Origin of the sequence: Micromonospora siamensis, assembly GCF_900090305.1 — a bacterium.
GTDB lineage: Bacteria > Actinomycetota > Actinomycetes > Mycobacteriales > Micromonosporaceae > Micromonospora > Micromonospora siamensis.
This window is the reverse complement of the sequence record NZ_LT607751.1, coordinates 6,172,644-6,198,352: the sequence shown is the minus strand read 5'-3', so window position 1 is coordinate 6,198,352 and position 25,709 is coordinate 6,172,644. Positions and strand designations below refer to the sequence as shown.

21 protein-coding genes are annotated in these 25,709 nt (G+C 73.1%); 13 read left to right on the top strand and 8 right to left on the bottom strand.

Annotated features, from left to right (window positions below; genetic code table 11):
• Positions 1-5 precede the first annotated feature (5 nt).
• Both GA0074704_RS28415 and GA0074704_RS28410 read right to left on the bottom strand, forming a co-directional pair.
• On the bottom strand, positions 6-674 hold the full coding sequence (locus tag GA0074704_RS28415; protein ID WP_088973313.1) for a potassium channel family protein: 669 nt from the start codon (positions 672-674) through the stop codon (positions 6-8).
• Positions 664-1,998 (bottom strand): TrkH family potassium uptake protein, encoded by a 1,335-nt coding sequence (locus tag GA0074704_RS28410; protein WP_088973312.1) that lies wholly within the window; start codon positions 1,996-1,998, stop codon positions 664-666. Before GA0074704_RS28410 ends, GA0074704_RS28415 begins: the two co-directional genes overlap by 11 nt.
• A 139-nt stretch (positions 1,999-2,137) precedes the next feature.
• Between GA0074704_RS28410 and GA0074704_RS28405 the strand changes: the two genes are divergently transcribed.
• The 8 genes from GA0074704_RS28405 (at position 2,138) to GA0074704_RS28370 (ending at position 13,082) form a co-directional block, all read left to right on the top strand.
• A complete protein-coding gene (locus GA0074704_RS28405) occupies positions 2,138-3,256 on the top strand; it encodes a glycerophosphodiester phosphodiesterase (RefSeq protein ID WP_088973311.1) in 1,119 nt (372 codons plus the stop codon).
• 498 nt (positions 3,257-3,754) lie between these two features.
• Positions 3,755-7,198 (top strand): VWA domain-containing protein, encoded by a 3,444-nt coding sequence (locus GA0074704_RS28400; protein WP_088973310.1) that lies wholly within the window; start codon positions 3,755-3,757, stop codon positions 7,196-7,198.
• 341 nt (positions 7,199-7,539) lie between these two features.
• Positions 7,540-8,742: a substrate-binding domain-containing protein gene (locus GA0074704_RS28395; protein ID WP_088973309.1), complete on the top strand. Its 1,203-nt coding sequence runs from the start codon at positions 7,540-7,542 to the stop codon at positions 8,740-8,742.
• Positions 8,743-8,746: 4 nt separating this feature from the next.
• On the top strand, positions 8,747-9,490 hold the full coding sequence (locus GA0074704_RS28390) for an ABC transporter ATP-binding protein (RefSeq protein WP_088973308.1): 744 nt from the start codon (positions 8,747-8,749) through the stop codon (positions 9,488-9,490).
• Positions 9,487-10,251 (top strand): ABC transporter ATP-binding protein, encoded by a 765-nt coding sequence (locus tag GA0074704_RS28385; RefSeq protein ID WP_088973307.1) that lies wholly within the window; start codon positions 9,487-9,489, stop codon positions 10,249-10,251. Before GA0074704_RS28390 ends, GA0074704_RS28385 begins: the two co-directional genes overlap by 4 nt.
• Positions 10,251-11,141, top strand: a complete 891-nt coding sequence (locus tag GA0074704_RS28380; protein ID WP_088973306.1) for a branched-chain amino acid ABC transporter permease — start codon at positions 10,251-10,253, stop codon at positions 11,139-11,141. The genes GA0074704_RS28385 and GA0074704_RS28380 overlap by 1 nt, the downstream gene beginning before the upstream one ends.
• Positions 11,138-12,262: a branched-chain amino acid ABC transporter permease gene (locus GA0074704_RS28375; RefSeq protein ID WP_088973305.1), complete on the top strand. Its 1,125-nt coding sequence runs from the start codon at positions 11,138-11,140 to the stop codon at positions 12,260-12,262. Before GA0074704_RS28380 ends, GA0074704_RS28375 begins: the two co-directional genes overlap by 4 nt.
• 73 nt (positions 12,263-12,335) lie before the next feature.
• Positions 12,336-13,082, top strand: a complete 747-nt coding sequence (locus tag GA0074704_RS28370; RefSeq protein ID WP_088973304.1) for an SDR family NAD(P)-dependent oxidoreductase — start codon at positions 12,336-12,338, stop codon at positions 13,080-13,082.
• 57 nt (positions 13,083-13,139) lie between these two features.
• Here the strand turns inward: GA0074704_RS28370 and GA0074704_RS28365 are convergent, their stop codons facing one another.
• Together GA0074704_RS28365 and GA0074704_RS28360 are read right to left on the bottom strand one after the other, a co-directional pair.
• Positions 13,140-13,988 carry a hypothetical protein gene (locus GA0074704_RS28365; RefSeq protein ID WP_088973303.1) on the bottom strand — a complete coding sequence of 283 codons (849 nt, stop codon included), beginning with the start codon at positions 13,986-13,988 and terminating at the stop codon, positions 13,140-13,142.
• A gap of 129 nt (positions 13,989-14,117) precedes the next feature.
• A complete protein-coding gene (locus GA0074704_RS28360) occupies positions 14,118-14,945 on the bottom strand; it encodes a hypothetical protein (protein ID WP_088973302.1) in 828 nt (275 codons plus the stop codon).
• A gap of 146 nt (positions 14,946-15,091) precedes the next feature.
• Here GA0074704_RS28360 and GA0074704_RS29720 point away from each other — a divergent pair, with 146 nt between their 5' ends.
• From GA0074704_RS29720 to GA0074704_RS28345, 3 genes are all read left to right on the top strand, one after another.
• A complete protein-coding gene (locus tag GA0074704_RS29720; protein WP_088973301.1) occupies positions 15,092-16,894 on the top strand; it encodes a BTAD domain-containing putative transcriptional regulator in 1,803 nt (600 codons plus the stop codon).
• A gap of 19 nt (positions 16,895-16,913) precedes the next feature.
• A complete protein-coding gene (locus GA0074704_RS28350; RefSeq protein ID WP_088973300.1) occupies positions 16,914-19,034 on the top strand; it encodes a RecQ family ATP-dependent DNA helicase in 2,121 nt (706 codons plus the stop codon).
• Positions 19,035-19,128: 94 nt separating this feature from the next.
• Complete coding sequence (locus GA0074704_RS28345; protein WP_231926704.1) at positions 19,129-20,196, top strand: hypothetical protein; 1,068 nt, start codon at positions 19,129-19,131, stop codon at positions 20,194-20,196.
• A gap of 70 nt (positions 20,197-20,266) precedes the next feature.
• Here GA0074704_RS28345 and GA0074704_RS28340 read toward each other — a convergent pair whose 3' ends face one another.
• On the bottom strand, positions 20,267-20,683 hold the full coding sequence (locus GA0074704_RS28340) for a helix-turn-helix domain-containing protein (RefSeq protein ID WP_088973299.1): 417 nt from the start codon (positions 20,681-20,683) through the stop codon (positions 20,267-20,269).
• A gap of 225 nt (positions 20,684-20,908) precedes the next feature.
• Here GA0074704_RS28340 and GA0074704_RS28335 point away from each other — a divergent pair, with 225 nt between their 5' ends.
• On the top strand, positions 20,909-21,340 hold the full coding sequence (locus GA0074704_RS28335; protein WP_088973298.1) for a hypothetical protein: 432 nt from the start codon (positions 20,909-20,911) through the stop codon (positions 21,338-21,340).
• A 26-nt stretch (positions 21,341-21,366) separates the two neighbouring features.
• Here GA0074704_RS28335 and GA0074704_RS28330 read toward each other — a convergent pair whose 3' ends face one another.
• Both GA0074704_RS28330 and GA0074704_RS28325 read right to left on the bottom strand, forming a co-directional pair.
• A complete protein-coding gene (locus GA0074704_RS28330) occupies positions 21,367-22,512 on the bottom strand; it encodes a class I SAM-dependent methyltransferase (RefSeq protein WP_088973297.1) in 1,146 nt (381 codons plus the stop codon).
• Positions 22,513-22,687: 175 nt separating this feature from the next.
• Positions 22,688-24,379 carry a DEAD/DEAH box helicase gene (locus tag GA0074704_RS28325; RefSeq protein ID WP_088973296.1) on the bottom strand — a complete coding sequence of 564 codons (1,692 nt, stop codon included), beginning with the start codon at positions 24,377-24,379 and terminating at the stop codon, positions 22,688-22,690.
• Positions 24,380-24,682: 303 nt separating this feature from the next.
• Here GA0074704_RS28325 and GA0074704_RS28320 point away from each other — a divergent pair, with 303 nt between their 5' ends.
• Complete coding sequence (locus tag GA0074704_RS28320) at positions 24,683-25,327, top strand: ferritin-like fold-containing protein (protein ID WP_231926703.1); 645 nt, start codon at positions 24,683-24,685, stop codon at positions 25,325-25,327.
• A 107-nt stretch (positions 25,328-25,434) separates the two neighbouring features.
• Here GA0074704_RS28320 and GA0074704_RS28315 read toward each other — a convergent pair whose 3' ends face one another.
• Complete coding sequence (locus tag GA0074704_RS28315; RefSeq protein ID WP_088973294.1) at positions 25,435-25,662, bottom strand: DUF3107 domain-containing protein; 228 nt, start codon at positions 25,660-25,662, stop codon at positions 25,435-25,437.
• Positions 25,663-25,709 lie beyond the last annotated feature (47 nt).

The window sequence follows — 25,709 nt, the reverse complement described above, 5'->3', positions numbered from 1 at the left end:
GCAGGTCAGCCGAGTGCGGCGAAGCGCTGCACCTGACCGATGCTCCCCTCCACGATGAGCACGCTCTCCGGCACCAGCACGGTGTCCGGGGTGGCGTAGCGGAACCGCTCCCCGGGCACCTTCGCGCCCACCACCATCACCCCGTACCGGTCGGCGGGGGCGAGCGCCCGCAGCGACCGGCCGGCCAGCGACGGCGGTACGCGGACCTTGGCGATCGCGAAGTCGTGGTCGAACTCGACGAAGTCGAGCATCCGGCTGACGATCAGGTGGGCCACCCGCTCACCGGTCTCCGCCTCGGGAAAGATCACGTGGTGCGCGCCGACCGAGGACAGGATCTTGGCGTGCTTGTCCGAGGTGGCCCGGGCCCAGATCTGCGGTACGCCCAGCTCGGCCAGGGCCAGCACGGTGAGCACGCTGGCCTCCACCGACGCCCCGATGGCGACCACCGCCCGGCGGAAGTCGGCGACACCCAGTTGGCGCAGCGCGCCCTCCTCGGTCGAGTCCGCCTGCACCACCCGGTCGAGCTGGTGGGACCAGCGCTGCACCCGCTCGGCGGAGCGGTCGATGGCGAGCACCTCGTGGCCGAGCTGGGTCAGCGACGTGGCCAGGTGGCAGCCGAACCGGCCGAGGCCGATCACCACGACACCGCTGTCGTCCGTTCTGCTAGCCGACAATGGGTTGCTCCTCCGGATAGCGGTACAGCCGGCGCCGGGTGTTCAGGGCGATCGCCGACCCGAGGGTGAGCGGGCCGACCCGGCCGACGTACATCAGGGCGGTCAGCACGTACTGGCCGACCTCGGGCAACCGCTGGGCGATCCCGAGGGAGAGGCCGGTGGTGCTGAACGCCGAGGTCACCTCGAACAGGGCGGCGTAGAACCGGACCTGCGTGGTGATGATGATCAGCGCGACCGTTCCGGCGCCGACCAGCGCCACGCTGAGCAGCGCCACGGTGAGCGCCTGTCGCTGGCTGGCCGCGGCGACCCGGCGGCGGCCGACCGACACGTCGGGCTCGCCGCGCAGCTCCGCCCAGATGACGAAGCCGAGCAGGAAGAACGTGGAGACCTTGATGCCGCCGGCCGTGCTCGCGCTGCCGCCGCCGATGAACATCAGCGCGATGAACATCGGGATGCTCTCCTCGCTCAGCCCGCGGATGCCGATCACGTCGAAGCCCCCGGTTCGACTGAGTGCGATCTGGCTGAACCCGGCGAGGATCTTGCCTGCCGCGTCGTAGGTGCCGATGGTGTAGGGGTTGTTCCACTCGGCGAGCAGCAGGTAGCCGACGAAGAACACGATCAGCGCCAGGCTGCCCCAGATCGTCAGCTTGGTCGCGACCGCCCAGTGGGCGGGGTTGCGCCGCTCGCGGACAGCTTCGAAGAGCGCCGGGAAGCCGAGACCGCCGATGATCGCGCCAATCGAGAGCGGCAACATCACCCAGGGGTCCCGGGCGAAGCCGATCAGGCCGTCGGTGTAGAGGGTGAAGCCGCCGTTGTTGAACGCTTCCACCGAGTGGAACACGGCGTTGCCGACCGCCCGCCCGAACGGATAGTCGTACCGCAGCCAGAGCCGGCCGGTGAGGACGGTGGCCATGACGGCCTCGGTCACCAGGACCGTGGTGGCAATCCGCACGAGCAGCCACCGTACGTCGGCGATGCCGTACTCGGCGGTCTCGGCCTGCACCAGCAGCCGGTTGCGCAGCCCGAGCTGTCGGGAGACGGCGAGGATGACCAGGGCCGCGCCAGTGAGGATGCCGAGGCCGCCGACCTGGGTCAGCACGGTGATCATCACCAGCCCGAACCAGTTCCAGTAGTTCGGGGTGTCGACCACGTTCATGCCGGTGACTGAGACGGCGGAGGTGGCGGTGAACAGGGCGGTGACGAACGGGGTGTAGCGCTGCTGGCTGGTCGCCCAGGGCAGCATCAGGACGCCGGTGCCGAGCAGGATCACCGCCAGGAACCCGAGCGGCACCAGCCGCACCGGGTGACGGAGAAAGCGGCGCACCAGACAATCTTCCTTTTCCACCCGGCGCCGGGTGCGGAAACGCGCATCCCGGAGATTCACCTGTCGGTCAGCCGTGGACCAACTGGCGGACGTCCGCGCCCGGTCTGCTGAGCGCATCCCTCGACGACAGGAGAGCGCGATGCGACGTACCCTTTCCGTCCTCGGCGTGGCCGGGGCGCTGCTGGCGGCGGCCGTGGTGGTGCCGGCGGTGGCGGCGTCGGCCGACCCGGAGCCGGGCCCCGAGCGGTCCCGGGCCACCGCGCGGCCGGTGGTGATCGGCCACCGCGGTGCCAGCGGCTATCGCCCGGAGCACACCCTGGAGTCCTACCGGACGGCGATCCGGATGGGTGCCGACTACATCGAGCCGGACCTGGTGTCGACCCGGGACGGTGTGCTGGTCGCCCGGCACGAGAACGAGATCTCGGGTACGACCGACGTGGCCGCCCACCCCGAGTTCGCCGCCCGCCGGGCGACGAAGACGATCGACGGGGTGCGGGTCACCGGCTGGTTCACCGAGGACTTCACCCTGGCCGAGCTGCGCACCCTGCGGGCCAAGGAGCGGCTGCCCCAGGTGCGGGTCACCAACACCGACTTCGACGGCAAGCTGGAGATCCCCACCTTCCAGGAGGTCATCGACCTGGCCCGGACCGAGTCCAGGACCCGCAAGCGGACCATCGGGATCTACCCGGAGACCAAGCACCCGAGCTACTTCGCCTCGATCGGACTGCCGCTGGAGGAACCGCTGGTGGCGGCGCTGAAGGCCAACAAGCTGACCCACCGCAACGACCCGGTCTTCATCCAGTCCTTCGAGACCGCCAACCTGCGCAAGCTGGACGGCATGATCGACGTACGGCTGGTCCAGCTGCTCGACGCCACCGGCCGCCCGTACGACTTCACCGTCGCCGGTGACGCCCGGACCTACGTCGACCTGGCCTCCGCCGCCGGCCTCGCCTGGATCGCCGGGTACGCCGACGGCGTCGGTCTGAACAAGAACCTGATCGTGCCCCGGGACGCCGCCGGCAGGTTGCTCGCCCCGACCACGGTCATCGCGGACGCCCACCGGGAGAAGCTGCTGGTGCACGCCTGGACGTTCCGCGCCGAGAACCAGTTCCTGCCGGTCGACTTCCGGATCGGCGCCGACCCGAACGCCCGGGGTGACATCACCGCCGAGTACGAGCTCTTCCTCGGTCTCGGCCTGGACGGCGTCTTCGCCGACCAGCCGGACACCGCCGTGGCCGCCCGCGCGGGCCTGGCCTGACCGTCGCCGCCTGCCGGCCCCGTCGCTCCCGGTCCCGGGGTGGCGGGGCCGGTGCGCGGGCGGGCGGTGCCCTAGGTGATCAGCGGGCCCGGGGCGGTCGTCGGCCCGGGCCGGGCGGTGATCCGGGCGGGGCGGGAAAGCGGTCCGGCTGCCTACCGACTTGAGAGCGTGAACGACTCAGGCTGCGGGACGAGTTGCGACCGCCGGCCTTTGTCCGGCGTGGACGCCGACGGGGTGACCGTCTCGGCGGAGGACGCCCAGGGCGTACGACACTGGGTGTTCTGCGACCGGCCGCTCGACGGTGGTCGCCGGTGTCGCGGACTGGCCGACCACGAGGGGCCGTGCGGGTCGGCGCGGCATCGGTAGGCGAAAGATCCTCCGTATCAGGAAACTCCCAGTCAACTCGGACATTTACCCCAATACTGGCACGGCATGGCCCACGTACAAGGGGTGGGTCACGGGTTCGCGCCGTCCCGCACGGCGTACGGGGGTTTCTGAATGTCCATTCTCAGCACCACACGAGCGCGGCGACGGTGGTCCGCCACCGCCGCGCTGGCGCTGGTCGCCGGGCTGCTGCCACTGGTCACGCCGCAGGCGGCCACGCCGGCACAGGCCGCGAGTCCGACCACCGCCACACTCATCGTCAACAAGGGCGGTGACCGCACCGGCGAGCAGACCGTCGGCCCGCTGGCCGGGGCGACCTTCGCCTTCTACGCGGGCACCAGCGGCGCCCCGCCGAGCCCGCTGCCAGCGCCGGACGCCACCTGCACCACGGACGCCACCGGCTCGTGCAGCGTGGACGTGCCCGGCCGCACCGGCACCAACCAGGGCTACTGGATCATCGAGCAGAGCGCGCCGGCCGGCTGGCGGGTCATCCCCAGCCTGGTCACCGGAAACGGGGGCAGCGCGCCGTTCCAGTCCACGCCCTACAACCAGGTGTTCACCGGCGCGGTGGCCAACAACCAGACGTACACCTTCCCGGTGCCGACCACCGGCAACACCAACCGGACCGCGCGCGGCCCGCTCTGGGCCGACGAGCGGAACAACCCGCCGCTGTCCGGCGCTTGTGGCCTGCACATCGCGCTGGTGATCGACGTCTCCGGCTCGATCAGCTCGTCCCTGCCGACGGTGAAGGCCGCCGCGGACGGCTTCGTGGACGCCCTCACCGGCACGCCGTCGGAGATCGCGCTCTACACCTTCGCCACCAACGCCACGGCGGTGCTCAACCCGACCCCGGTCTCGGACCAGGACGGCGCGAACACCGTGAAGGCCGCGATCAACGGCCTGACCGCGGGCGGCAACACCAACTGGGACCAGGGCATCTGGCAGGTCGCCGCCTCACCGTTCGACTACGACGCGGCGATCGTGCTCACCGACGGCAACCCCACGGTGTACGGGCCCCCGCCCGCCCAGGGCCCCGGCGGCTTCACCCGCTTCCAGGAGGTGGAGCAGGGCGTCTTCTCCGCGAACGCGCTCAAGGCGCGGGGCACGAAGATCATCGCGGTCGGGGTGGGCGCGGGTGTCAGCGGCGCCCCGGACAACCTGGTCGCCATCTCCGGCCCGATCGCCAACGACGACTACTACCAGACCGGCTTCGACCAGCTCGAAGCCCTGTTCCGGCAGCTCGCGCTGGAGAACTGCGCCGGCACGATCAGCGTGGTCAAGAAGGTCATCCCGCCGGGCGGCACACCCGCCGACGCGCAACCCGCCGGTGGCTGGACCATCTCGACCACCACCGGCGGGGTCACCCCCGTCAGCGGGGTCACCGACACCTCGACGGGCGCGGTGAACTTCGCCGTCGACCTCGGCGGCCAGACCAGCAGGCCGGTCACCCTCGACGAGACCGTCCAGCCCGGCTACACCCACGTGCCGCAGGGCGACTTCAACGCCTCCTGCACCGCCAACGGGAACCCGACCACCGTCACCAACGGCGCCGGTACGTCCTTCAGCGTGGACGCCCTTGCCACCGGCATCGTCAGCTGCGTGATCCTCAACCAGGCCGCGGACCCGCAGGCCACCGTCGTGGTCAACAAGACCTGGGTGATCAACGGGCAGACGTTCCAGGACCCGGAGCAGGACCCGGAGTTCCAGGCGGCGCTGATCCTGCCGCCGATCGTCCAGCCGGCCTGGGGCGTGGAGTACCACGACTTCCAGGCCGGTCAGGAGATCGTCATCGACGAGACGATCAACACCCAGCTGCTGCCGCCGGGCTGCACCAACACCGCCAGCGGTGACCTGGGCCCCCAGACCCTCGCCGAGGGGCTGAACACCTTCCAGATCACCAACACGGTCACCTGTATCACCCGGTTGCAGCTGGTCAAGTCCGTCGACAACCCGTACGGCGGCACCACGCCGCCGCCCACCGCGTGGACGCTCAACGCGTACCCGCCGGGGTCGCCGACGCCGGTTATCAGCGGGACCACCGGAGTGATCGACACCGTCACGCCGGACCTCGTCTACTCGCTCGGTGAGACCAGCGTGCCCGGCTTCAAGCAGACCGTCGAGCAGGGCGCGGTGATCGTCCCGCCGGCCACCGGGAGCTGGAACTGCCTGCTGGCCCAGCCGGAAGGGCCGCCCAAGGGCCCAGGCCCGACCGGGGCCGACGGCACGGTGGCCGTCCAGATCGGGCAGACGGCCATCTGCACCGCCACCAACGTCGCACAAGCGGCCAGGTTGACCCTGGTCAAGCAGGTGGCGAGCGGCGGCGCGGCACCGCAGGACTGGGTGTTGTCGGCGACCCCACGGTCGCGGGTGCTGATCCCGACGATCACCGGCCGCAGTGGCGAGCCGGCCGTCACCAACGCCCAGGCGTACCCGAACACCCAGTACGACCTCGCCGAGAGTGGCGGTCCGGCCGGGTACGAGCAGGTCGGGGCGGTCCGGTGCGTGCTGACCGGTACCCAGACCGTGGTGCCCACCCCGGACAACGTGCTGACGCCCGGGTTCGACCAGGACATCACCTGCACGTTCACCAACCGGTTGGCCCAGCCACCACCGAGCCAGGCCAGGCTCACCCTGGTCAAGCAGGTGGAGAACAAGTACGGGGGCACCGCCACCCCGCAGGACTGGACGCTGACCGCGACTCCGCCGCCCGGTTCGGGCGCCACGGTGATCACCGGTCGCAGTGGTGAGCCGGCGGTGACGAACGCGGTGGCCACTGCGGGCATCGGCTACACGCTCACCGAGAGCGGCGGTCCGGCCGGGTACGCCCCGATCGACGACGTCCGCTGCGTCTACAACGACACCGGTGACGTCGTGCCGACCCCGAACAACGTGCTGACCCCGGCCGCCGACCGCAGCTACACCTGCACCTGGCGCAACGGGCAGCTCGACCCGGGCCGGCCGCACCTGACCCTCGTGAAGAAGGTCGAGGAGGGCAAGCCCTGGACCGGCCCGACCGGCTGGACCGGTTCCGGCGCCCCGAACGGCGCACCGCAGGGTACTCCGAGCGGCGCGACCGGCTGGACCGGCTCGACCGGCGGCAAGGACGGCTGGGGCGGCAAGGACGGCTGGGGCGGCAAGGCCGACCCCACCGACTGGCTGCTGACGGCCACTCCGCTCAACGGCGCGACCCCGATCAGCGGCCGGTCCGGCAGCCCGGAGGTCACCGGCGTGACCGTCGAGGCCGGGGTGGGCTACCGACTCTCCGAGTCCGAAGGCCCCAAGGGCTACGAGCTGGTCGACCTGAGCTGCGTGCTCGCCGGCACCAGCCAGCGGGTGCCCGTGGTGAACGACGTGGTCACCCCGCGGTTGCGGCAGAACATCATCTGCACCTTCACCAACCGGGCGGCGAAGCCGTACCCGCCGCACGGGGGCGGCTGGAAGCCGCACCTGCCGGTCACCGGTCTGAAGCTGACCGGGATCATCGGCGGCGGTTCGCTGGCGGTGCTGGCGGGCGTGGTGCTGCTGATCGTCGCGCGGCGACGGAGGTCGATGGTCTGACCTGGTGACACCGCCGTGACCGGGTGACCGGCGCGGACGGCAGGAGTGGCCCGGCGGGGAGCCGGGGTCGGTGGGTGCGGACGACGCGCCAGCCGGCCCGGCCCGCGCCGGGCCACCGTCGTGTGCGGCAGGTGGTGGGCCGACACAGGTCGCGCCCGGCCGGTGGCGATCCGGCCCATTCCGGGTCGGTGTGGTTACGGCGGCGGGCCGGTGGCTGTTACGGCCGGCCACCCCACTCCGGTGACTTGTGTGTTTCCACCACATAGCCCGTGGGTGACGTCACTTCTAGCGTGAGCCGACACATAGAGTTCCCCACCTCCGAGTCCTCACGTGGAGTCGCAATGACGGTCCGGACGACGCGGCGGGCGATCCTGTCCGCCACCATGCTGGCGGCGGCGCTCGCCGCCACCGCCTGTGGCAGCCCACAGGAGACCGCCTCCGGCGGCGGCGACAGCACCGCCCCGGTCAAGGTTGGCCTGGTCTACTCCCAGTCGGGCCCGCTGGCCAGCTACGGCAAGCAGTACATCGAGGGGTTCAGGGCCGGGCTCGACTACGCCACCAAGGGCACCGGCAAGGTCGGCGACCGGAAGATCGAGCTGACCGAGGTCGACGACGCCGGTGACCCGGCCAAGGCGGTCTCCGCGGCCAAGGACCTGATCGGCAAGGGCACGAAGATCCTGGCCGGCTCGACCGCCTCGGGCGTGGCCCTCCAGGTCGCCCCGATCGCCGCGCAGAACAAGGTCCTCTTCATCTCCGGACCGGCGGCCACCGACGCCATCACCGGCGCCAACAAGTACACGTTCCGTTCCGGGCGGCAGTCGTACCAGGACGTGGTCACCGCCAAGTCGTTCATCGGCGACCCGACCGGCAAGAAGGTCGTGGTCTTCGCCCAGGACGGCGCCTTCGGCGACGCCAACGAGGCCGCGGTCAAGGCGGTCATCGGCGGCGCCGGCGCGACCGTCAGCAGCGTCCGGGCCCCGGCCAGCGCCACCGAGTTCACCCCGTTCGCCAGCCAGATCAAGGCCGCCAAGCCGGACCTGCTCTTCGTCGCCTGGGCCGGCACCACCGCCCCGGCCATGTGGCAGACCCTGGACCAGCAGGGCGTGCTCTCCGCCACCACGGTCGTCACCGGGCTGGACATCCGCGCCTCCTGGCCCACCTTCGGCGCCGCTGGCAGCAAGATCTCGTTCCTGTCGCACTACTTCGACGGCGCCAGCGACACCGAGGCCGCGAAGGCCGCCAAGGCCAAGATCCCCGGCGGCACGCTGGACCTGTTCCACCCGGACGGCTTCGCCGCCGCCCAGATGGTGGTCCGGGCGGTCACCGAGGGCGGCGACGACGTGGACAAGATGATCAAGGCGTTGGAGGGCTGGAGCTTCGACGGCGTCAAGGGCCCGATGACGGTACGCGCCGACGACCACGCCCTGATCCAGCCGATGTTCCAGGCGAAGCTGACCGGCAGCGGCACCGACTTCACCGCCACCGCCGAGAAGAGCCTGACCGGCGACGAGGCCGCCCCGCCGGTCACCCAGATGAAGGGCTGAACCATTGCTCGCCACCCGCGGTCTGACCTGGCGGATCGGTGAGGTCGCCATCGTCGACGACGTCGCGTTCGACCTGGCGCCCGGGGAGTTCCTCGGCGTCATCGGGCCCAACGGCGCCGGCAAGACCTCCCTGTTCAACCTGATCACCGGCCTGCGCCGGCCGACCGACGGCCGGATCCTGCTGGACTCCGAGGACATCACGGCACTCCCGCCGCACCGGCGGGCCCGCCTCGGGTTGGGACGTACCTTCCAGGCGTCCTCGGTCTTCGGGTCGCTCACCGTCCGGGAGAACGTCCGGCTCGCCGTCCAGGCGCACCGCGGGGGCTCGATGAAGCTGTGGCGGCGGGCGGCGGCCGACCGGGAGGTCGCCGCCGCCGCCGACGCGGCGCTCGACCGGGTCGGCCTGCACCACCGGGGTACGGCCCTGGCCGGCACCCTCGCCCACGGCGAGAAACGGAAGCTGGAGATCGCCCTGCTGCTGGCCGGCGAACCCCGGGTGATGCTGCTGGACGAGCCGATGGCCGGGGTCAGCGCCGAGGACGTGCCGGAACTCGTCGCGGTGATCCGGTCGCTGACCGGCGACAACGGACGGTCGGTGCTGATGGTCGAGCACCACATGGACGTGATCCTGGGACTCGCCGACCGGATCGCGGTGATGCACCACGGCGCGCTGCTGGCCTGCGACACCCCGGACACGGTGATGGCCAACGCCACCGTCCAGGAGGCCTACCTCGGAGAACAACTATGACCGCGCCTGTGCTGAGCGTCGAGGACCTGTCGGTGCGGATCGCCGGGCTGCACATCCTCCAGGGGGTGTCGTTCACCGTCGCCCCGACCGGGGTGACCGTGCTGCTCGGCCGCAACGGCGTCGGCAAGACCACCACCCTGCGGGCGATCGTCGGGCTCACCCCGCGCAACGGCGAGGCGAGCGGCAGCATCCGGATGGACGGCGGCGACCTGCTCGGTCGCCCCACCCACCGGCTGGTCCGCGCCGGGCTCGGCTACGTCCCGGAGGACCGGGACGTCTTCGCCGGCCTCACCGTGGCGGAGAACCTGCGGCTCGCCGAACGGCGGGGCACCACCCCGGCGTACGACAAGGTCTTCGCGCTCTTCCCCGAGCTGGACCGGCGCGGACGGCAACGGGCCGGCTCGCTCTCCGGCGGTCAGCAGCAGATGCTCGCCATCGGCCGGGTGCTGCTCAACGACAACCGGCTGCTGCTGGTCGACGAGCCCACCAAGGGGCTCGCGCCCAAGGTGGTCACCGAGGTTGCCGAGGTGCTGGAACGGGTCGCCGAGTCGGTGCCGGTGCTGCTGGTCGAGCAGAACCTGGCCGTGGTCCGCCGGCTGGCCCGCGACGCGGTGGTGCTGGCCGCCGGCCGGGTCGCCTGGGCCGGGGCCGCCGCCGAACTGCTCGCCGAGGCCGAGCTGACCCGCTCGCTGCTCGGCGTCGGATCCGGCGACCACCACGGCACCCCCACCCCCGCCGGGGTACGGAAGGACGAGAGCTGATGGGCACGGTCATCCTGCTGACGCTGACCGGGCTGGGCCTGGCCGCGCTGTACTTCCTCGTCGCCTCCGGACTCTCCCTCGTCTTCGGCCTGGCCGACGTGCTGAACTTCGCGCACGGGCTGTTCCTCGGCGTCGGCGCGTACGCCACCTGGTGGGCGTCGGGGAACCTGCCCGGCGCCGGGCCCGACGGCCTCGGCTTCCTGCTGGCCGTCGCGTTCGGGGTGGCCGCCGGGGTGCTGGTCGCCGTGCTGGTGGAGCTGGTGCTGATCCGGCCGCTCTACTCGCGCACCATCGAGCAGGTGCTGGTCACCGTTGGGCTGTCGCTGGCCGGGGTGGCGCTGCTCCAGGCCACCTGGGGCGCCGACGCCCGACCCTTCCCGCGCCCGCACTGGACCCGCCAGGTCACCGGAATCCTCGGCGCGAACGTGCCGAACGCCGGGCTGCTGCTGATCGTCGCCGCCGCCGTGGTGCTCGCCGCGCTGCTGGCCTTCCTCCGCTGGACCCGCTACGGCCTGGTGATCCGGGCCGGGGTGGAGAACCGGGAGATGGTCACCGCCCTCGGCATCGACGTCCGCAAGGCGTTCACCCTGGTCTTCGCGATCGGCGGGGCCGCCGCCGCGCTGGCCGGCGCGCTCGGCGGCGTCTACTTCGGCACCGTCTCGCCCGGGCAGGGCGGCTCGCTGCTGATCTTCGCCTTCATCGTGGTGGTGATCGGCGGCATGGGCTCGGTGGTCGGCTCCGCGTACGCGGCCGTCGCCGTCGGGCTGCTGCAACAGTTCGTCAACTACTACGGCCCGTCCGGCCTCGGCGACGTCTGCGTGGTCGCGCTGCTGGCCGTGGTGCTGCTGCTGCGCCCGCAGGGCTTCGCCGGAAAGGTGGCAACCGCATGACCGGATCCATGGTGGAGGCGCCCCCGGCCCACGTCCCCGACGAGTTGACCCCCGGCCGCTCGCGCTGGCACGGGCTGCGGCCGTACCTGCCGCTGGTGGCGCTGGCCGTGGCGGCGGTCGTGCCGTACTCGACGGTGGCCCTGCCGGGGATCTTCGAGGGGCCGCTGAACTCGCCGGGCACCCTGCAACTGCTCGCCGTCTGCCTGGTCTTCGGTGGGCTCGCCGCCGGCTACGACCTGCTCTTCGGCCGCACCGGGATGCTCTCCTTCGGGCACGCCCTCTACTTCGCCGCCGGGGTCTACGGCACCGACATCCTGGTCACCCGGGCCGGGCTGCCGCTGTGGCAGGCCGCCCTGCTCACGATCACCGGCGGGACGGTCCTGGCGGCGCTGCTCGGTGCGGTGGCGCTGCGTACCGTCGGGATCGCCTTCGCCATGGTGACCCTGGCGTTCGCCCAGGTCGGGGCGATCCTGGTGGCCCGGGACTTCGGCGGGCTCACCGGGGGCGAGGAGGGGCTGCCGCTGGACGTCTCCGGGCTGCCCGCCGCCCTGGTCGGGGTGACCAACACGGTCAACCTGTACTGGCTGGCGCTGGCGTACCTGGCGGTGGTGGTCTTCGTGGTGCACCGGGTGAGCGGCTCGCCGACCGGGCGGGTGCTGGCCGGGCTGCGCGACGACGAGCGGCGGATCGGGGTGCTCGGGCTCGACCCGTACCGGTTCAAGCTGGTCGCGTTCACCCTGGCCGGCGGCCTGGCCGCGGCGGCCGGGGTGGTCTACTGCCTGATCGTCGGCGGCGCCAGCCCGCACGTCACCAGCAGCGAGCTGACCCTGTCCCTGCTGGTCATGGTCGTCCTCGGCGGCCCCGGCACCAGGTGGGGCCCGGTCCTCGGCGGCATCCTCTACATGTACCTCGACCACCGCCTCACCGCCTTCGGCAGCAGCGACACGGTCGACGCCCTCCCGGAGTTCCTCAGCCGCCCGCTGAGCCAACCCCTCTTCGTCCTAGGCACCGTCTTCATCCTCGCGGTCTACTTCTTCCCCGGCGGCCTAGCCGGCCTCAAAACCCGCCTCACCCCCCTGACCCGCGCCCTCCGTACCCCCCGCCGCCCCTCAAAGCGTTGATCATGAAGTTAGCGGCGCGACACGCCGTGCCGGAAGGCGCTAACTTCATGATCGAGGCAGAGAGGGGGTCGCCGTGGGAGAGCGGTTGGCTGTGGTCAGTGGTGGGGGGACGGGGATCGGGGCCGCCTGCGCGCGGGGGCTCGCGCTGGACGGGTACGACGTTCTGGTGGTGGGGCGGCGGGCGGACGTGTTGGTCGCGGCCGCGGAGCGGATCTCCGTCGAGAGTGGGCGCACGGAGGCGGTCAGCGCGGTGACGGCGGACCTGACCGATCCGGCACAGCTCGGTGGGGTGGTCGAGGCGATCGGGGAGCGGGCCGTCGACGTGGTGGTCAACAACGCCGGCGGCTACCTGGGCGGCGACACCGCCACGCTGGCCGGGGTGGCCGACTTCTGGCGGACCAACCTGGACGCCAACGTGCTCACCGCCGTCCTGCTCACCGAGGCGCTGCGGCCGGCGCTGCGCCGCCCCGGCGGGCGGGTGATCCTGGTCAGCTCCATCGCCGCCCAGCGCGGCGGGGCCGGGCCGTACTCGGCGGCGAAGGCGGCCCTGCACGGCTGGGCGTACGACCTGGCGGCGCAGCTCGGACCCGAGGGGATCACCGCCAACGTGGTCAGCCCCGGATACGTCGCCGAGACCGAGTTCTTCGGCGACCGGATGACCCCCGAAGGGCACGCGAAGCGGGTCGACGCCACCCTGGTCAAGCGGGCCGGTCGGCCCGACGACATCGCCGAGGCGGTCCGCTACCTCGCGAGCCCGGCCGCCGGCTACGTCACCGGGCAGGTGCTCGGCGTCAACGGCGGGTCGGTGCTCGGCCGCTGACGACGAGCGGGGTGACGGCCCCCCGTGTGGCCGCCACCCCTCGTCGTCCGGAACAGATCAGCTGTTCAACATCTCGTACGCCAGGGCCGGTGCCTTCGTCGCCTGGTCGCCGGTCGGCCTGACGATCACCGGCGTGCTGCCGAAGCCGGTGTACTTCGCGACGTACTGGTAGGCCTTGTTCCCGCCGGCCGCCGGGATGTTCAGCACCAGCGAGGTCAGGTGCTCGTCCGTGATCGTCGCGGTGAACGGCACCCGCCGGCCCGCCTTGCCCAGGGCCTTGGCCTCGCCCTCGTCCAGGGCGTCCGCCGCTTCGCCCTTGGTCAGGTCGATGAACCCGGTGTAGCTGCCCGGCCCCTGCTCCTTGACGGTGGTGGCCGCCTCGATCAGCGCCGTGGTCTGACCCGGGTCCGCGCCCTCGTACGCCGGCACGGACTCCTTGTCGTCCAGCTTGGACTTGTCGAGCTTCATCCACTTGTCCGGGAACCTCGGCAGGCCCGGGTGCCCGGTGAGCTTCAGCTTCATCCAGAGGTCCTCCTTGATCATCAAAAAGGACATCTTTCCGCTGATGCCGTCCGCGTCCTTCGGGAAGACCGTGCTGATCTCGTAGCCGAGCGCGTCGGGGTCCACCCGGCCGCTCATGCTCATCGACCCGTCCTTGCCGCTGAACCGGAACGGGCCGGCCCCCTCGTCCGGCACCGCGGCGAGGAGCGTCTCCTTCGGGTTCGCGGTGGGGCTGGGACTGGGGCTGGCGGTCACGGTCGGCGCGGCCGTCGCCCCGCCGGTGGGCGCCGCGGCCGGCTCGTCCGTCGACCCACACCCTTCGAGCAGTGCGGTCGCGGCCAGCAGGGCCGTGACGGTGCCCGCCGTCCGTCGAAGGGTACGGGTGCGGCCCGGTGCCTCTGTCATCGTGTTTCTCTCTCTCGCGGTGGCTGCTGCCGTCGAACACCTTGCCATCCGGTACGGCCGGCTGGCTGCCCGTTTGCCGAGGTGCGGCTGCCGGGCGCCGATCACCGATTCGGCGCTGTCCGAAGCGGATCAGCCGCCGAGCAACTCGTACGCCGAAGCCGGCGCCGCCTGCACCTGATCACCGGCCGGCGCGGTGAGCTTCGGCGCACTGCCGAAGTCGAAGTAGCGGACGACCACCTTGCGGGCCTTCCGCTTGCCGGCCGCCGGAACGGTCATCGACAGCGAGGCCAGGTTGCCGTCCGCGCCGACGACCGCGGTGAACGGGACCTTCTTCGCCGCCGCTCCGCTCGCCACCAGATCGAGGCTCTTCAGCGCCTCGGTGACCTCCGGGCCGCCGGTCAGGTCGAGGAAGCCGGTGTACGTCCCGGTGCCCTTCTTCCGCACCGCCGAGGCGTGCTCCAGGAAGACCCCGGTGTTGCCCGGGTCGCTGCCCTCGTACGCGAGCGGCTCCGAGTCCTTCATCTTCGCCGGGTCGAGGGTCATCCACCGCTTCGGCAGCTTCATCATCTCGTGCAGGCCGTCCACGCCGGTCAGCTTCACCCGCATCCAGGTGCGGTCGTCGATCACCCGCAGGTTGAGGACCATGGCGAAGTCCGGGTCGGTCTCCGTGACGGTCAGCTCCTGCGCCTTCGCCGCCGGGTCCACCACACCGGACAGCTTGTCGGGCCCGTTCTGCTCGGTGTAGCGGAACCTCGGCTCCTGCCCGTCCGGCACGGCGGCCAACAGCTCGGCCTTCGGATCGGCCGACGGCGACGGGGTCGGAGCGGAGGAGCCCGTCGCGTCGGAGCTCCGGTCGCCCGTGCCGCAACCCGCGAGCAGGGCGGTGACGGTCAGCACGGCGGTCGCGGTGGTCACGATCCGCCGGAGCGGGCCGGCGGCGCCGGTTCGGTACGTCATCTCGTTGAACTCACTTCCACACAGGTCAGCTGGTTACCGACAAGATGCTGCCGGCCCCGCCTGCCGGTTGACTGCCGTTATGCTGCCGTCCGGCTGCCGTGCACTGCCGTACCGCGCGGCTCGGGGCGTCAGGAGCGGAAAACCGCATGTCAGAAGCGTTGCGCTTCCAGTTGCTCGGACCGCAGCGGGCCTGGTACGCCGACCGGCACCTCGACCTCGGGCCCGGCAAACAGCGCGCGGTGCTGACGGTTCTGCTGCTTTCGGCGGGGCGCGCGGTGCCGACCGGGCAGATCGTCGAAGCGGTCTGGCCCGACGATCCGCCCGCGAACGGCGCCAACGTGGTGCAGAAGTACGTCGCCGGGCTGCGCCGGGTGTTGGAGCCCGAGCGGTCCCCGCGTACGCCCGGCCAGGTGTTGACCCTGACCGATGCGGGATACCGGCTGAACGTCCCCCCGGAGGCGGTCGACGCAATCCGTTTCGAGCGCGGCGTCCACCGGGCCCGGCAGCGGCACGCCGCCGGCCGTCCGGACGAGGCGCTGGCGGGGCTGACCGCCACGCTGGAGCTGTGGCAGGGGGAGCCGTTCGCGGGATACGCCGGGCCGTACTTCGAGATCGCCCGGCACCGGCTGGTGGAACTGCGCGCCGTCGCGCTGGAGACCCGGGCCGAGCTGGAACTGACGGCCGGACGGCACCGGGAGCTGGTCGGCGAGCTGGTCGAGGCGGTCGCCGAGTTCCCGGTCCGGGAACGGCTGCGGCACCAGTTGATGCTGGCGCTCTACCGCGGCGGCCGGCAGGCCGAGGCGCTGGCCGCGTACCGGGACTTTGCTGGCCTGCTCCGTGAGGAGCACGGCATCGAGCCGGGGGAGGCCCTGCGGGACCTGCACGGCCGCATCCTCCGGTCGGACCCGACGCTGGTCGCCGCGGTTCCGGCCGGCCCTTCGGCTCCGGCGGGCCCTTCACCTGTCCCGGCGGCGCCGCTGGCCCGTCCGGCCGGCCCGCCGGCACCGGCCACCGATCCGGCGGTCCAGCCGGCACCGGCCCCTCCACCCATTCCGTTCGCGCCAGCCACCGACCGGGCCGTTCCGGCCGCGCCAGCCACCGACCGGGCCGTTCCGGCCACCGACCCCGCCGTCCTGCCGGCACCGGCTGTCCACCCAGCCGTCCAGTCCACGCCCGCCGCCCACCCGGCGGCCGGTCGTCCGCCGGCGGGCGCCCCCGTCGATCTGCCGATCGGGGTGCCCGCGCCGCCGTACCCGCCGACCGGTCGACCGACCCCCCGCTGGCTCCCGGCCGTCGCGACCGTCGTCGGCACGGCGTCCTGCCTGTTCTCCGTCGGCTTCCTCACCTGGGCCGTGGTGCTCGCCTACGCGTTGTGGCGGCGCAGCTGGCGGCTCGCCCTGGCGGGAAGCGGATACCTCCTGCTGATCGTCGGACTGATCGTGGTCGCCCTGACCTCACCGGCGACACCCGAGAGCGACCCGCCCGACCGTGAGGTCCTCTTCTTCGTCGTGGTGATCGGGATCTGCTGGGTGGTGGGCACCACCCATGTGGTGCTGCTCAACCCGACCCTGACGGCGATGGTCGGCAAGCTCTTCGGGGCGGACCAGCGCCGCGCCGCGGACGAGCGGCGGGCCCGCCGGGAACATGCCCGCTACCTGCTCCACCGCTATCCGACGGCGCGGACGGACCTGCGCATCGGCCGCCCCGACCTGCCCCGGACCTTCGACGACGGCGGTCTGGTGGACGTCAACGCGGTTCCGGACCACGTGCTGGCCGGGCTGCCCGGGCTGACCGACGGGCAGCGCCGCCTGATCGTCGCCGACCGGCGGCAGCACGGCCCGTACGGGTCGGTCGAGGAGCTGGGCGCACGCTGTGGGCTGCCAGCCAACGTCACCGGACGGCTCCGGGACGTGTTGATCTTCCTTCCGAGTTGGCAGGGCCCCACCTGACACCTGGTAGAAATGCCGGATGGGTGACGATCGGACGGCGGTACGCCAGCGCGCCGAGGCGGTGCTGCGCCGGTTGGCCGGCGACCACGCCCGGCTCCGCGAGGACCAGTGGCGCGCGATCGAGGCGCTGGTGGTCGACCAGCGGCGGGTGCTCTGCGTGCAGCGCACCGGTTGGGGCAAGTCGGCGGTCTACTTCGTGGCCACCGCGCTGCTGCGGGAGCACGGCGAGCACGGCCCGACGGTGATCGTCTCGCCGCTGCTGGCGCTGATGCGCAACCAGGTCGAGTCGGCTGCCCGGGCCGGCATCCGGGCCCGCACCATCAACTCGGCGAACCTCGACGAGTGGGACGAGATCACCGACGAGATCCGGGCCGGCGCGGTGGACGTGCTGCTGATCAGCCCGGAACGGCTCAACAACCCGGACTTCCGGGACTCCGTCCTGCCGAAGCTGGCGGCCACCACCGGGCTGCTGGTGGTGGACGAGGCACACTGCGTCTCCGACTGGGGGCACGACTTCCGGCCCGACTACCGCCGGCTGCGTACCTTCCTCGCCAACCTGCCCGAGCGGACCCCGGTGCTCGCCACCACGGCCACCGCCAACGCCCGGGTCACCCAGGACGTGGCCGAGCAGTTGGGCGACGCGTTGGTGTTGCGGGGCACCCTGGACCGGGAGTCGCTGCGGTTGGGCGTGCTCGACCTGCCCAGCCCGGCACACCGGCTGGCCTGGCTCGCCGACCACCTGGACGGGCTGCCCGGCTCGGGGATCATCTACACGCTCACCGTCGCGGCGGCCACCGAGACCGCCGAGTTCCTCCGCGCCCGCGGCTGGTCGGTCGCCTCGTACACCGGGCAGGCCGAGGACGCCGACCGCCGGGCCGCCGAGCAGGACCTGCTCGACAACAAGATCAAGGCGCTGGTGGCCACCAGCGCGCTCGGCATGGGCTTCGACAAGCCGGACCTCGGCTTCGTGGTGCACCTGGGTGCGCCGCCGTCGCCGATCGCCTACTACCAGCAGGTCGGCCGGGCCGGCCGGGCCGTCGACCACGCCGAGGTGCTGCTGCTGCCGGGCGTGGAGGACGCCGCCATCTGGCGGTACTTCGCCTCGCTGGCCTTCCCGCCCGAGGAGCAGGTCCGGGCGGTGCTGGCCGCGCTCCCCACCGACCGGCCGATGTCCACCCAGGCCCTGGAACCGATCGTGGACCTGCGTCGCGCCCGGCTGGAGCTGATGCTCAAGGTGCTCGACGTCGACGGCGCGGTCCGCCGGGTGCGCGGTGGCTGGCTCGCCACCGGCGAGCCCTGGGTCTACGACGAGGCCCGGTTGCGCCGCGTCGCCCAGGCCCGCACCGCCGAGCAGCAGGCCATGCGGGAGTACGCCTCGACGCCCGGCTGCCGACTGCGCTACCTGCGGGAATGCCTGGACGACGCCGGGGCGGGTGACTGCGGCCGGTGCGACAACTGCGCCGGTGCGCTGTTCACCGCCGAGGTCTCCGACGCCGCGCTGACCGCCGCGCAGACGTTCCTCGGCCGCCCCGGCGTGGAGGTCGGGCCGAAGAAGCTCTGGCCGACCGGGTTGGAGGCGGTGGGCGTACCCCTGAAGGGCCGGATCGCCCCGGCGGAGCAGGCGCTGCCCGGGCGGGCCGTGGGCCGGCTGTCGGACCTGGGCTGGGGTGGGCGGCTGCGCGGCCTGGTCGGCCCGGAGTCCCCCGACGGCCCGGTGCCGGACGACGTTGCGGCGGCCGTGGTGGAGGTGCTCAAGGCGTGGGCGCACGGCGACGACCCGTGGCCGCGCCGCCCGGCCGGCGTGGTCGCCGTCGGCTCCCGCAGCCACCCGGAGCTGGTCGACTCGCTGGCCACCCGGATCGCCGCGGTGGGCCGGCTGCCGTTGCTCGGCCGGGTGGTCCCGGTCGGCCCGGCGGGCACCGGCGGGCCGCGCGGCAACAGCGCCCAGCGGGTACGCACCCTGCACGACGCCTTCACCGTGCCGGACGACCTGGCCGACGCCCTCGCCGGACTGGCCGGCCCGGTGCTGCTCGTCGACGACCTGGTCGACTCGGGCTGGACGATGACCATGGTGGCCCGGCTGCTGCGCCGGTCCGGCGCCCCGGACGTGCTGCCGCTGGCCCTCGCGCTGGCCGGCTGAGTCGGAAAAGTTCCCGGCCGTCGCGGATTGCGACGGTTGCCACGGCCGAGGTTCGCCGGCCCGGCACCGGCCGGCCCGCCGGTACCGTGGTCGCATGGCCGACCAGCGCCCCGTTCCGCCCCCGCCGACCGGCGAGGGGCGGTCGGCCGTCGCCGACCGCGACCCGGACGACCTCGTCGACCGCTCCGGTGCCGGGCCGGACCGGCTGTCCGCGATCGGGGGACCGCCGCCGACCGGGCCGGACCGCGCCACGCTGCGGTTGGCGCTCACCGTGGGCGGGCTGGTCCTCGCCGTGCTGCTCGGCTTCGGCCTCGGCCGGGCCAACCCCGGCCCCGGCGCCCCGGCGGGCGGCCCGGCCACCACCGCCGGCGCGGCAATGCCCGGCGGGGAGCACAGCCACGCCGCCGGCACCGGCGCCCACCAGCACGGATCCGCCGTCGCCGGCCAACCCGACCCGGCCGAGGCGGGCGGCCTCGCCGTCACCTCCGCCGGCTACACCCTCGCGCCGGTGGGCACCGCGTTCGCCCCCGGCCGGCCCGGTGAGTTCCGCTTCCGGATCCGGGACGCCGCGGGGCGACCGGTGACCCGGTTCGCGGTGGTGCACGACAAGCCGATGCACCTGGTCGTGGTGCGCCGGGACCTCACCGGCTACCAGCACCTGCACCCCACCATGGCCACCGACGGCACCTGGTCGGTGCCGCTGACCCTGGCCGAGCCGGGCACCTGGCGGGCGTACGCGGACTTCACCGCGCTGGCCGACGACGGCCGGCAGACCGCGGCGACGCTGGGGGTGGACCTGGTGGCGCCCGGCGACTACCGGCCCCGTCCGCTGCCCGCGCCGGCGACCGCCGCCACGGTGGACGGCTTCACCGTCGACTACCGGGGCACCCCGAAGGTCGGCACGGCGGTGCCGCTGGCCTTCCGGGTCCGCAGCGGCGACGCCCCCGCCGCCCTGGAGCCCTACCTCGGCGCGTACGGCCACCTGGTCGCGCTCCGCGAGGGTGACCTGGGCTACCTGCACGTGCACCCCGAACCGGCGCCCGCCGGGGACACGGTCACGTTCTGGCTGACCGCGCCCGGGCCGGGCCGATACCGGCTCTACCTGGACTTCCAGGTGGCCGGCGAGGTACGCACCGCGGAGTTCACCCTGACGGTCGACTGAGGTCTCCGGCCGGCGTGGTCCAGCTCCGGGCCGAGGTCTCAGCCTGGTGCGTGGCCGGAAGGGCGGGCCCTCAGCCGGCGCGGCGGGCCGGGCGGCGGGCCAGGTAACGCAGCAGATCCCGGATGTGGTGCTTCTCCTCGGCCGGCACCGACGGGTCGGCCAGCCGCTCCATGATCACCCGGACGTCCGCCTCGACGGGCGCGTCGTCGCTGCGGCGGCGGGGTGCCGCGCCGGCGTCGGGGAGGCCGAGCGCGCGGAACGCCGCGGCCACCGGCAGGTCGAGGGCGGCGCAGAAGCCGCGCACCTTGGCCAGCTCGGGGTAGTCCTGCCAGTCGCCGGCCAGCCAACGGAAGACCGTCGAACGCCCTACGCCGGTGTGTGCCGCCAGGTCGGTGACGGTCCAGCCGCGCTCGTCACGTGCGTCGTCGATGGCCCGACGCACGAAGCGTGCGAAGGCCATCTGCGGCGATACCTCAGCGGCGCCCATCTGCTTGAGCGTCTTTCCTTTCCGACCGGCGCACCGGACGGTGCGTCTATGAGAGTAGTACGGCGACCCGCCCGCGCAATTGCCCGATCGTCTCATGCACGGGACCACGGGTGCCCCCGCGCTGGTGGTTGGTTGTCCCGCGTCAACTAAGCTCGATGCCTGATCCGTTCCCGCCGCCCGAGGTGTCCGACTGACGTCCGGACCGGCGAACCGCCGAGGAGCAGCATGGCCGACTCGAGCCGCCCGCTGTCGCACCGCCCGGGTGCGGTCAGCCTCTTCTTCGTGGCGAAGGCCGCCGTCTTCGCCGCCGCCTTCTGGATCTGGCTGCTGGTGCTGGTCCTGAACGGGGATCAGGCGACCGGCGCCGAGGTTCTCGCCGCCACCGGCGCGATCACCACCACCCTGGTCAGTGTGGTGCTCGGGGCCCGGCTGGCGCTGCAACGCAACGCCGCGGAGCGGCACGCGGAGCTGAAGAAGCTGCTGGTGGACATCTCCTGGAACGCCTTCACCGCCGCCGGGAACGCCGAGGCGCCCGGCAAGGTGGTGCCGTTCCCGACCCTGCCGCCCGACCACGACCGGTCGGAGCGCGGCCCGGGCGAGCGGGTGTCGGCGTTCGACCGCGGCCGGGGGGACCGAAGCGGCGACCGGCGACGCTGACCCGGCGTCGGATGCGCGGCGCGGCCTTAGTGCTGCGCGAGCAGCGTCTCCAACCGCGGCGTGACCTGCCACTGGTCGACCAGGGCCCGATACTCGGAACGCTGCTCCGGCGTCGGCTCCGTACCGGTGCGCCGGGCGCGGATCAGCAGGTTCCGCGGGGTGTGCTGGGAGTCGACGAACTCCACCACCTCGGCCCGGTAGCCGTGCAGCCGGAGCAGCCCGGCGCGTACCGCGTCGGTGAGCACGTCGGCGAAGCGTTCCCGCAGGATGCCCTGCCGGGTCAGCAACTCGTACGGCGCCGGGGCCGGGTGCGCGCGCAGCTGGGCGGCCAGGTCGTGGTGACAGCACGGCGCGGCGAGCACCCACCGGGCCCCCCACCGCACCGCCCGGGCCAGCGCCTCGTCGGTGGCCGTGTCGCAGGCGTGCAGGGCGAGCACCAGGTCCGGGGCGGGTTCGACGACCGCGTCGGCGATGGTCCCGGCCACGAAGCTCACCCGGTCGGCCCAGCCCAGCCGCTCGGCCAGCTCGGTGTTGCGCCGGCGCTGGTCCTCGCGGACGTCCACCCCGACCAGCTCGACGTCGAGGCCCCGCTGGGACAGGTACCGGTAGGCGGCGAAGGTCAGGTACGCGTTGCCGCACCCCAGGTCCACCACCCGCAGCGCCCCGGTCAGCTCCTCGGGCAGGCTCGCCGCCAGCGCACGCAGGAACGCGTCGACCTGCCGACGCTTGGCGGCCGAGCCGCCGATCTCGGTGAAGAGCGGGTCGCCCGGGTCCAGCAGCCACTCCTTGGCCCGGTCGTGCCCCTCGGCGGCCGGCGCCGGTCGGCTGGCGGCCGCCCGGTGCACCTGCGCCTCACCGGACTTGGTCACCCGTAGCTGGAGGGTCGCCCCGGTCGTCTCCACGTGCCAGTTGCCGAAGGGTTCGGCCAGCAGCGCGTCCACCGCCGCGTCGGCCTCCGCGCCGGGCGCGACGTTCCGGGTGTACGGCCGGGAGCCGTCCGAGGTGGAGATCTGGATCCGCGGCCCGGCCTTCAAGGTCACCGGCCGCAGCTCGGCGCGGACCACCGAGGGGCGGTGACCCTTGCGGCGCCCGGCGGCCACCGCCCGGGTCAGCGCGGGGTCGAGCAGCAGGGCCCGGACCTCGGTCAGGGCGTCATCCAGCGGTTCCGGCATCGTTCCATCATCCTGCTCCGGGCCGGCTTCCCGACCGGCGGCCCACCCCGAGGTGTCCCGCACCGCACGCCCCATGACGTTCCACCGAGCCTCGTCGACCGGCGGCGGTCGGGCGAAAAAGGGACATCCCCCGGACCGGGCGGGCCGGTACGGGGGATGTCGGGTGCTGCGGTTGTCAGTCGGCGGTGGTCGCCTCGGCGGGCGTACCCGCGCCGGAACCGCCACCACGGCGGCGTCGGCGGCGGCGCGGCTTGGTCGCACCACCCTCGGCGGACGCGGCCGGCTCGGCGTCGCCGGTGTCGGCGGTGACCACGCCGGTCGGCTCGCTCGCGGCCCCGTCGTCGGAGAGCCGGCGACGTCGGCGGGTACGCGGAGCGCGGGTGGCCCCGTCCGCGGTGGCGGACTCGGCGGGCGCCTCGGCGGCGTCGCCGCCCCGGCCGCGACCCTCGCCCCGGCCGGAACCCTCGCCGCGGCCACGACCCTCGCCGCGACCCCGGCCCCGGCTCTCGCCGCGACGGCCGCCCCGGCCGCCCTCACCGCGGCGGGACGGACCACCCAGGTCCTCCTCGACCTCGGCGCCGAGCCCGGCGCGGGTCCGCTCGGCGGTCGGCAGGGTGCCGCTCACCTCGGTGGAGATGTCCAGGTCGGTGTAGAGGTGCGGGGAGGTGTGGTACGTCTCCGGCGGCTCCGGCATGTCCAGGCCCAGCGTCTTGTCGATGATCCGCCAGCGGGGCATGTCGTCCCAGTCGACGAAGGTCACCGCGACGCCGCTCGCCCCCGCCCGGCCGGTACGGCCGATCCGGTGGGTGTAGGTGTCCTGGTCCTCCGGGCAGTCGTAGTTGATGACGTGGGTGACGCCGGTGACGTCGAGCCCACGCGCCGCCACGTCGGTGGCGACCAGAATGTCGATCTTGCCGGCGCGGAACGCCCGCAGGGCCCGCTCCCGGGCGCCCTGGCCGAGGTCCCCGTGGACGGCGGCCACCGCGAAACCGCGGAAGTCGAGGTCCTCGGCGACCCGGTCGGCGGCCCGCTTGGTCCGGGTGAAGATCATGGTGAGCCCGCGCCCCTCGGCCTGGAGGATCCGGGCCACGATCTCGACCTTGTTCATCGAGTGGGTGCGGTAGACCAGCTGCTGGGTCTGCGGCGACGGGCCGGTCTCGGCGGTGTGCCCGGCGTGGATCGTCACCGGCCGGCGCAGGAAGCGCCGGGACAGGGCGACGATCGGGTCCGGCATGGTGGCCGAGAAGAGCATCGTCTGCCGGTCCTCCGGCAGCATCGCCAGGATCTTCTCGACGTCGTCGAGGAAGCCCAGGTCGAGCATCCGGTCGGCCTCGTCGAGGACCAGCGCACGCACCCGGTCCAACCGCAGGTGCTTCTGCTTCTGCAGGTCCATCAGCCGGCCCGGGGTGCCCACCAGGATCTCGACGCCCTTGCGCAGCGCGTCGATCTGCGGCTCGTACGCCACACCGCCATAGATCGGCAGCACCCGGACGCCCCGGGTCCGGCCGGCGGCGGCGAGGTCCTTGGCGACCTGGATGCCCAGCTCACGGGTGGGAACGACGACCAGGGCCTGCGGCACGCCGTCGCCGCCCTCGGCGGGGGCGAAGACCCGCTCCAGCAGCGGAATGCCGAAGCCGAGGGTCTTGCCGGTGCCGGTGGGCGCCTGACCGATCAGGTCGACGCCGCGCAGCCCGATCGGCAGCGCGTACTCCTGGATGGCGAAGGCGCGGGTGATGCCGGCGGCGGCCAGGGCCTCGACGGTCTCCTGGCGCGCGCCCAGCGCGGCGAAGGTCGGTGCCTCCGGACGGACCGGGGCGGTGGGGGCCAGCTCCTGGCCTGTGGTGAGTTCGGAGATCTGCTCGCTCATGTGGATTTGGGGGTGCCCTCTCGTGGGTGCGCCCCGGCATGTCCAGCAGGGCGCTGTCGGTTTGGCGCGGGCCACACGGTCGGCGGCGGAATGCCGAGCCGGACCGGGCCGCACGCGCACCGCGGGCTGGACTTCGAACGGATCGGCGCCCACGGCAACTGCTCAATACTACCTGAGCCGCTGTCCAGCGGTCTCGTCAATCGCCAACACGCCCGACACCGGGTGTGTTCCCTGTGACCTGCGTCACCCACTGCCGGCACGCCGGGACGGCACCGGGTCGGAATGGGCGGTAACGTGCGCCCCGTGCCCGCCTCGACCGACGACGCCGTCATCGACCTGCTCGGCCTCGTCGCGTACGGCGAGCTGGTCGCCTTCGACCGGCTGGCCGCCGACGCCCGCCTCGCCCCCGACCTGCGCCGACGCGCCACGCTCAGCGAGCTGGCCGCAGCCGAGATCGGCAACTACCGGCGGCTCGCCGACTGGCTCACCGCCCTCGGCGCGAGCCCCGAGGAGGCGATGGCGCCCTACGTCGAGGCGCTGCGGGCGTACCACGACTCGACCGAGCCGCGGGACTGGCTGGAGGCGGTGACCAAGGCGTACGTCGGGGACGCGATCACCGACGACTTCCTGGGGGCGATCGCCGACCGGCTCGACGACCCGTACCGGCAGCTGATCCGGGAGGTGCTGCACGACTCGCACTACGCGGAGTTCGCGGCGGCCGAGATCCGGGCCGCCATCGACGCCGACCCGAGGGTGGCCAACCGGCTCTCGATGTGGGCGCGGCGGCTGGTGGGGGAGGCGCTCTCCCAGGCGGGGCGGGTCGCCGCCGCGGACCGTGGGGCGCTCACCGCGCTGATCGCCCGGGACGGGGTGGACGTGCCGGGGCTCTTCCGCCGGCTCACCGCGGACCACACCGCGCGGATGACGGCCGTCGGCCTGAACAACTGAGCCCGCCCGAACGGTTCGGGGCGGGCGGCCCGGAGCCGGTGCTGCGCAGGGGCCGGAGCCCGGGGCCCGGCCCGCGACGGCGGTGCCGCCGCGGAAGCCGGACCGGGTCAGCGGACGGTGAACCCGACCGACCGCGGGGACGCCTCGGCGATCTCGACGTAGGCGACCTTGGCGACGGGAACGATCACCCGTCGGCCCTTCTCGTCGGTCAGGGACAGCGTCCCCTCGCTCTTGGCCATGGCGTCGGTCACGATCTGCTCGATCTCGGCCGGCGACTGCGCGCTCTCCAGGACCAGCTCACGCGGCGCGTACTGGACGCCGATCTTGACCTCCACTGTGCCTCCTCATCCGGGCGAAAGTGCCGCCGTCGGAAAGGCTATCC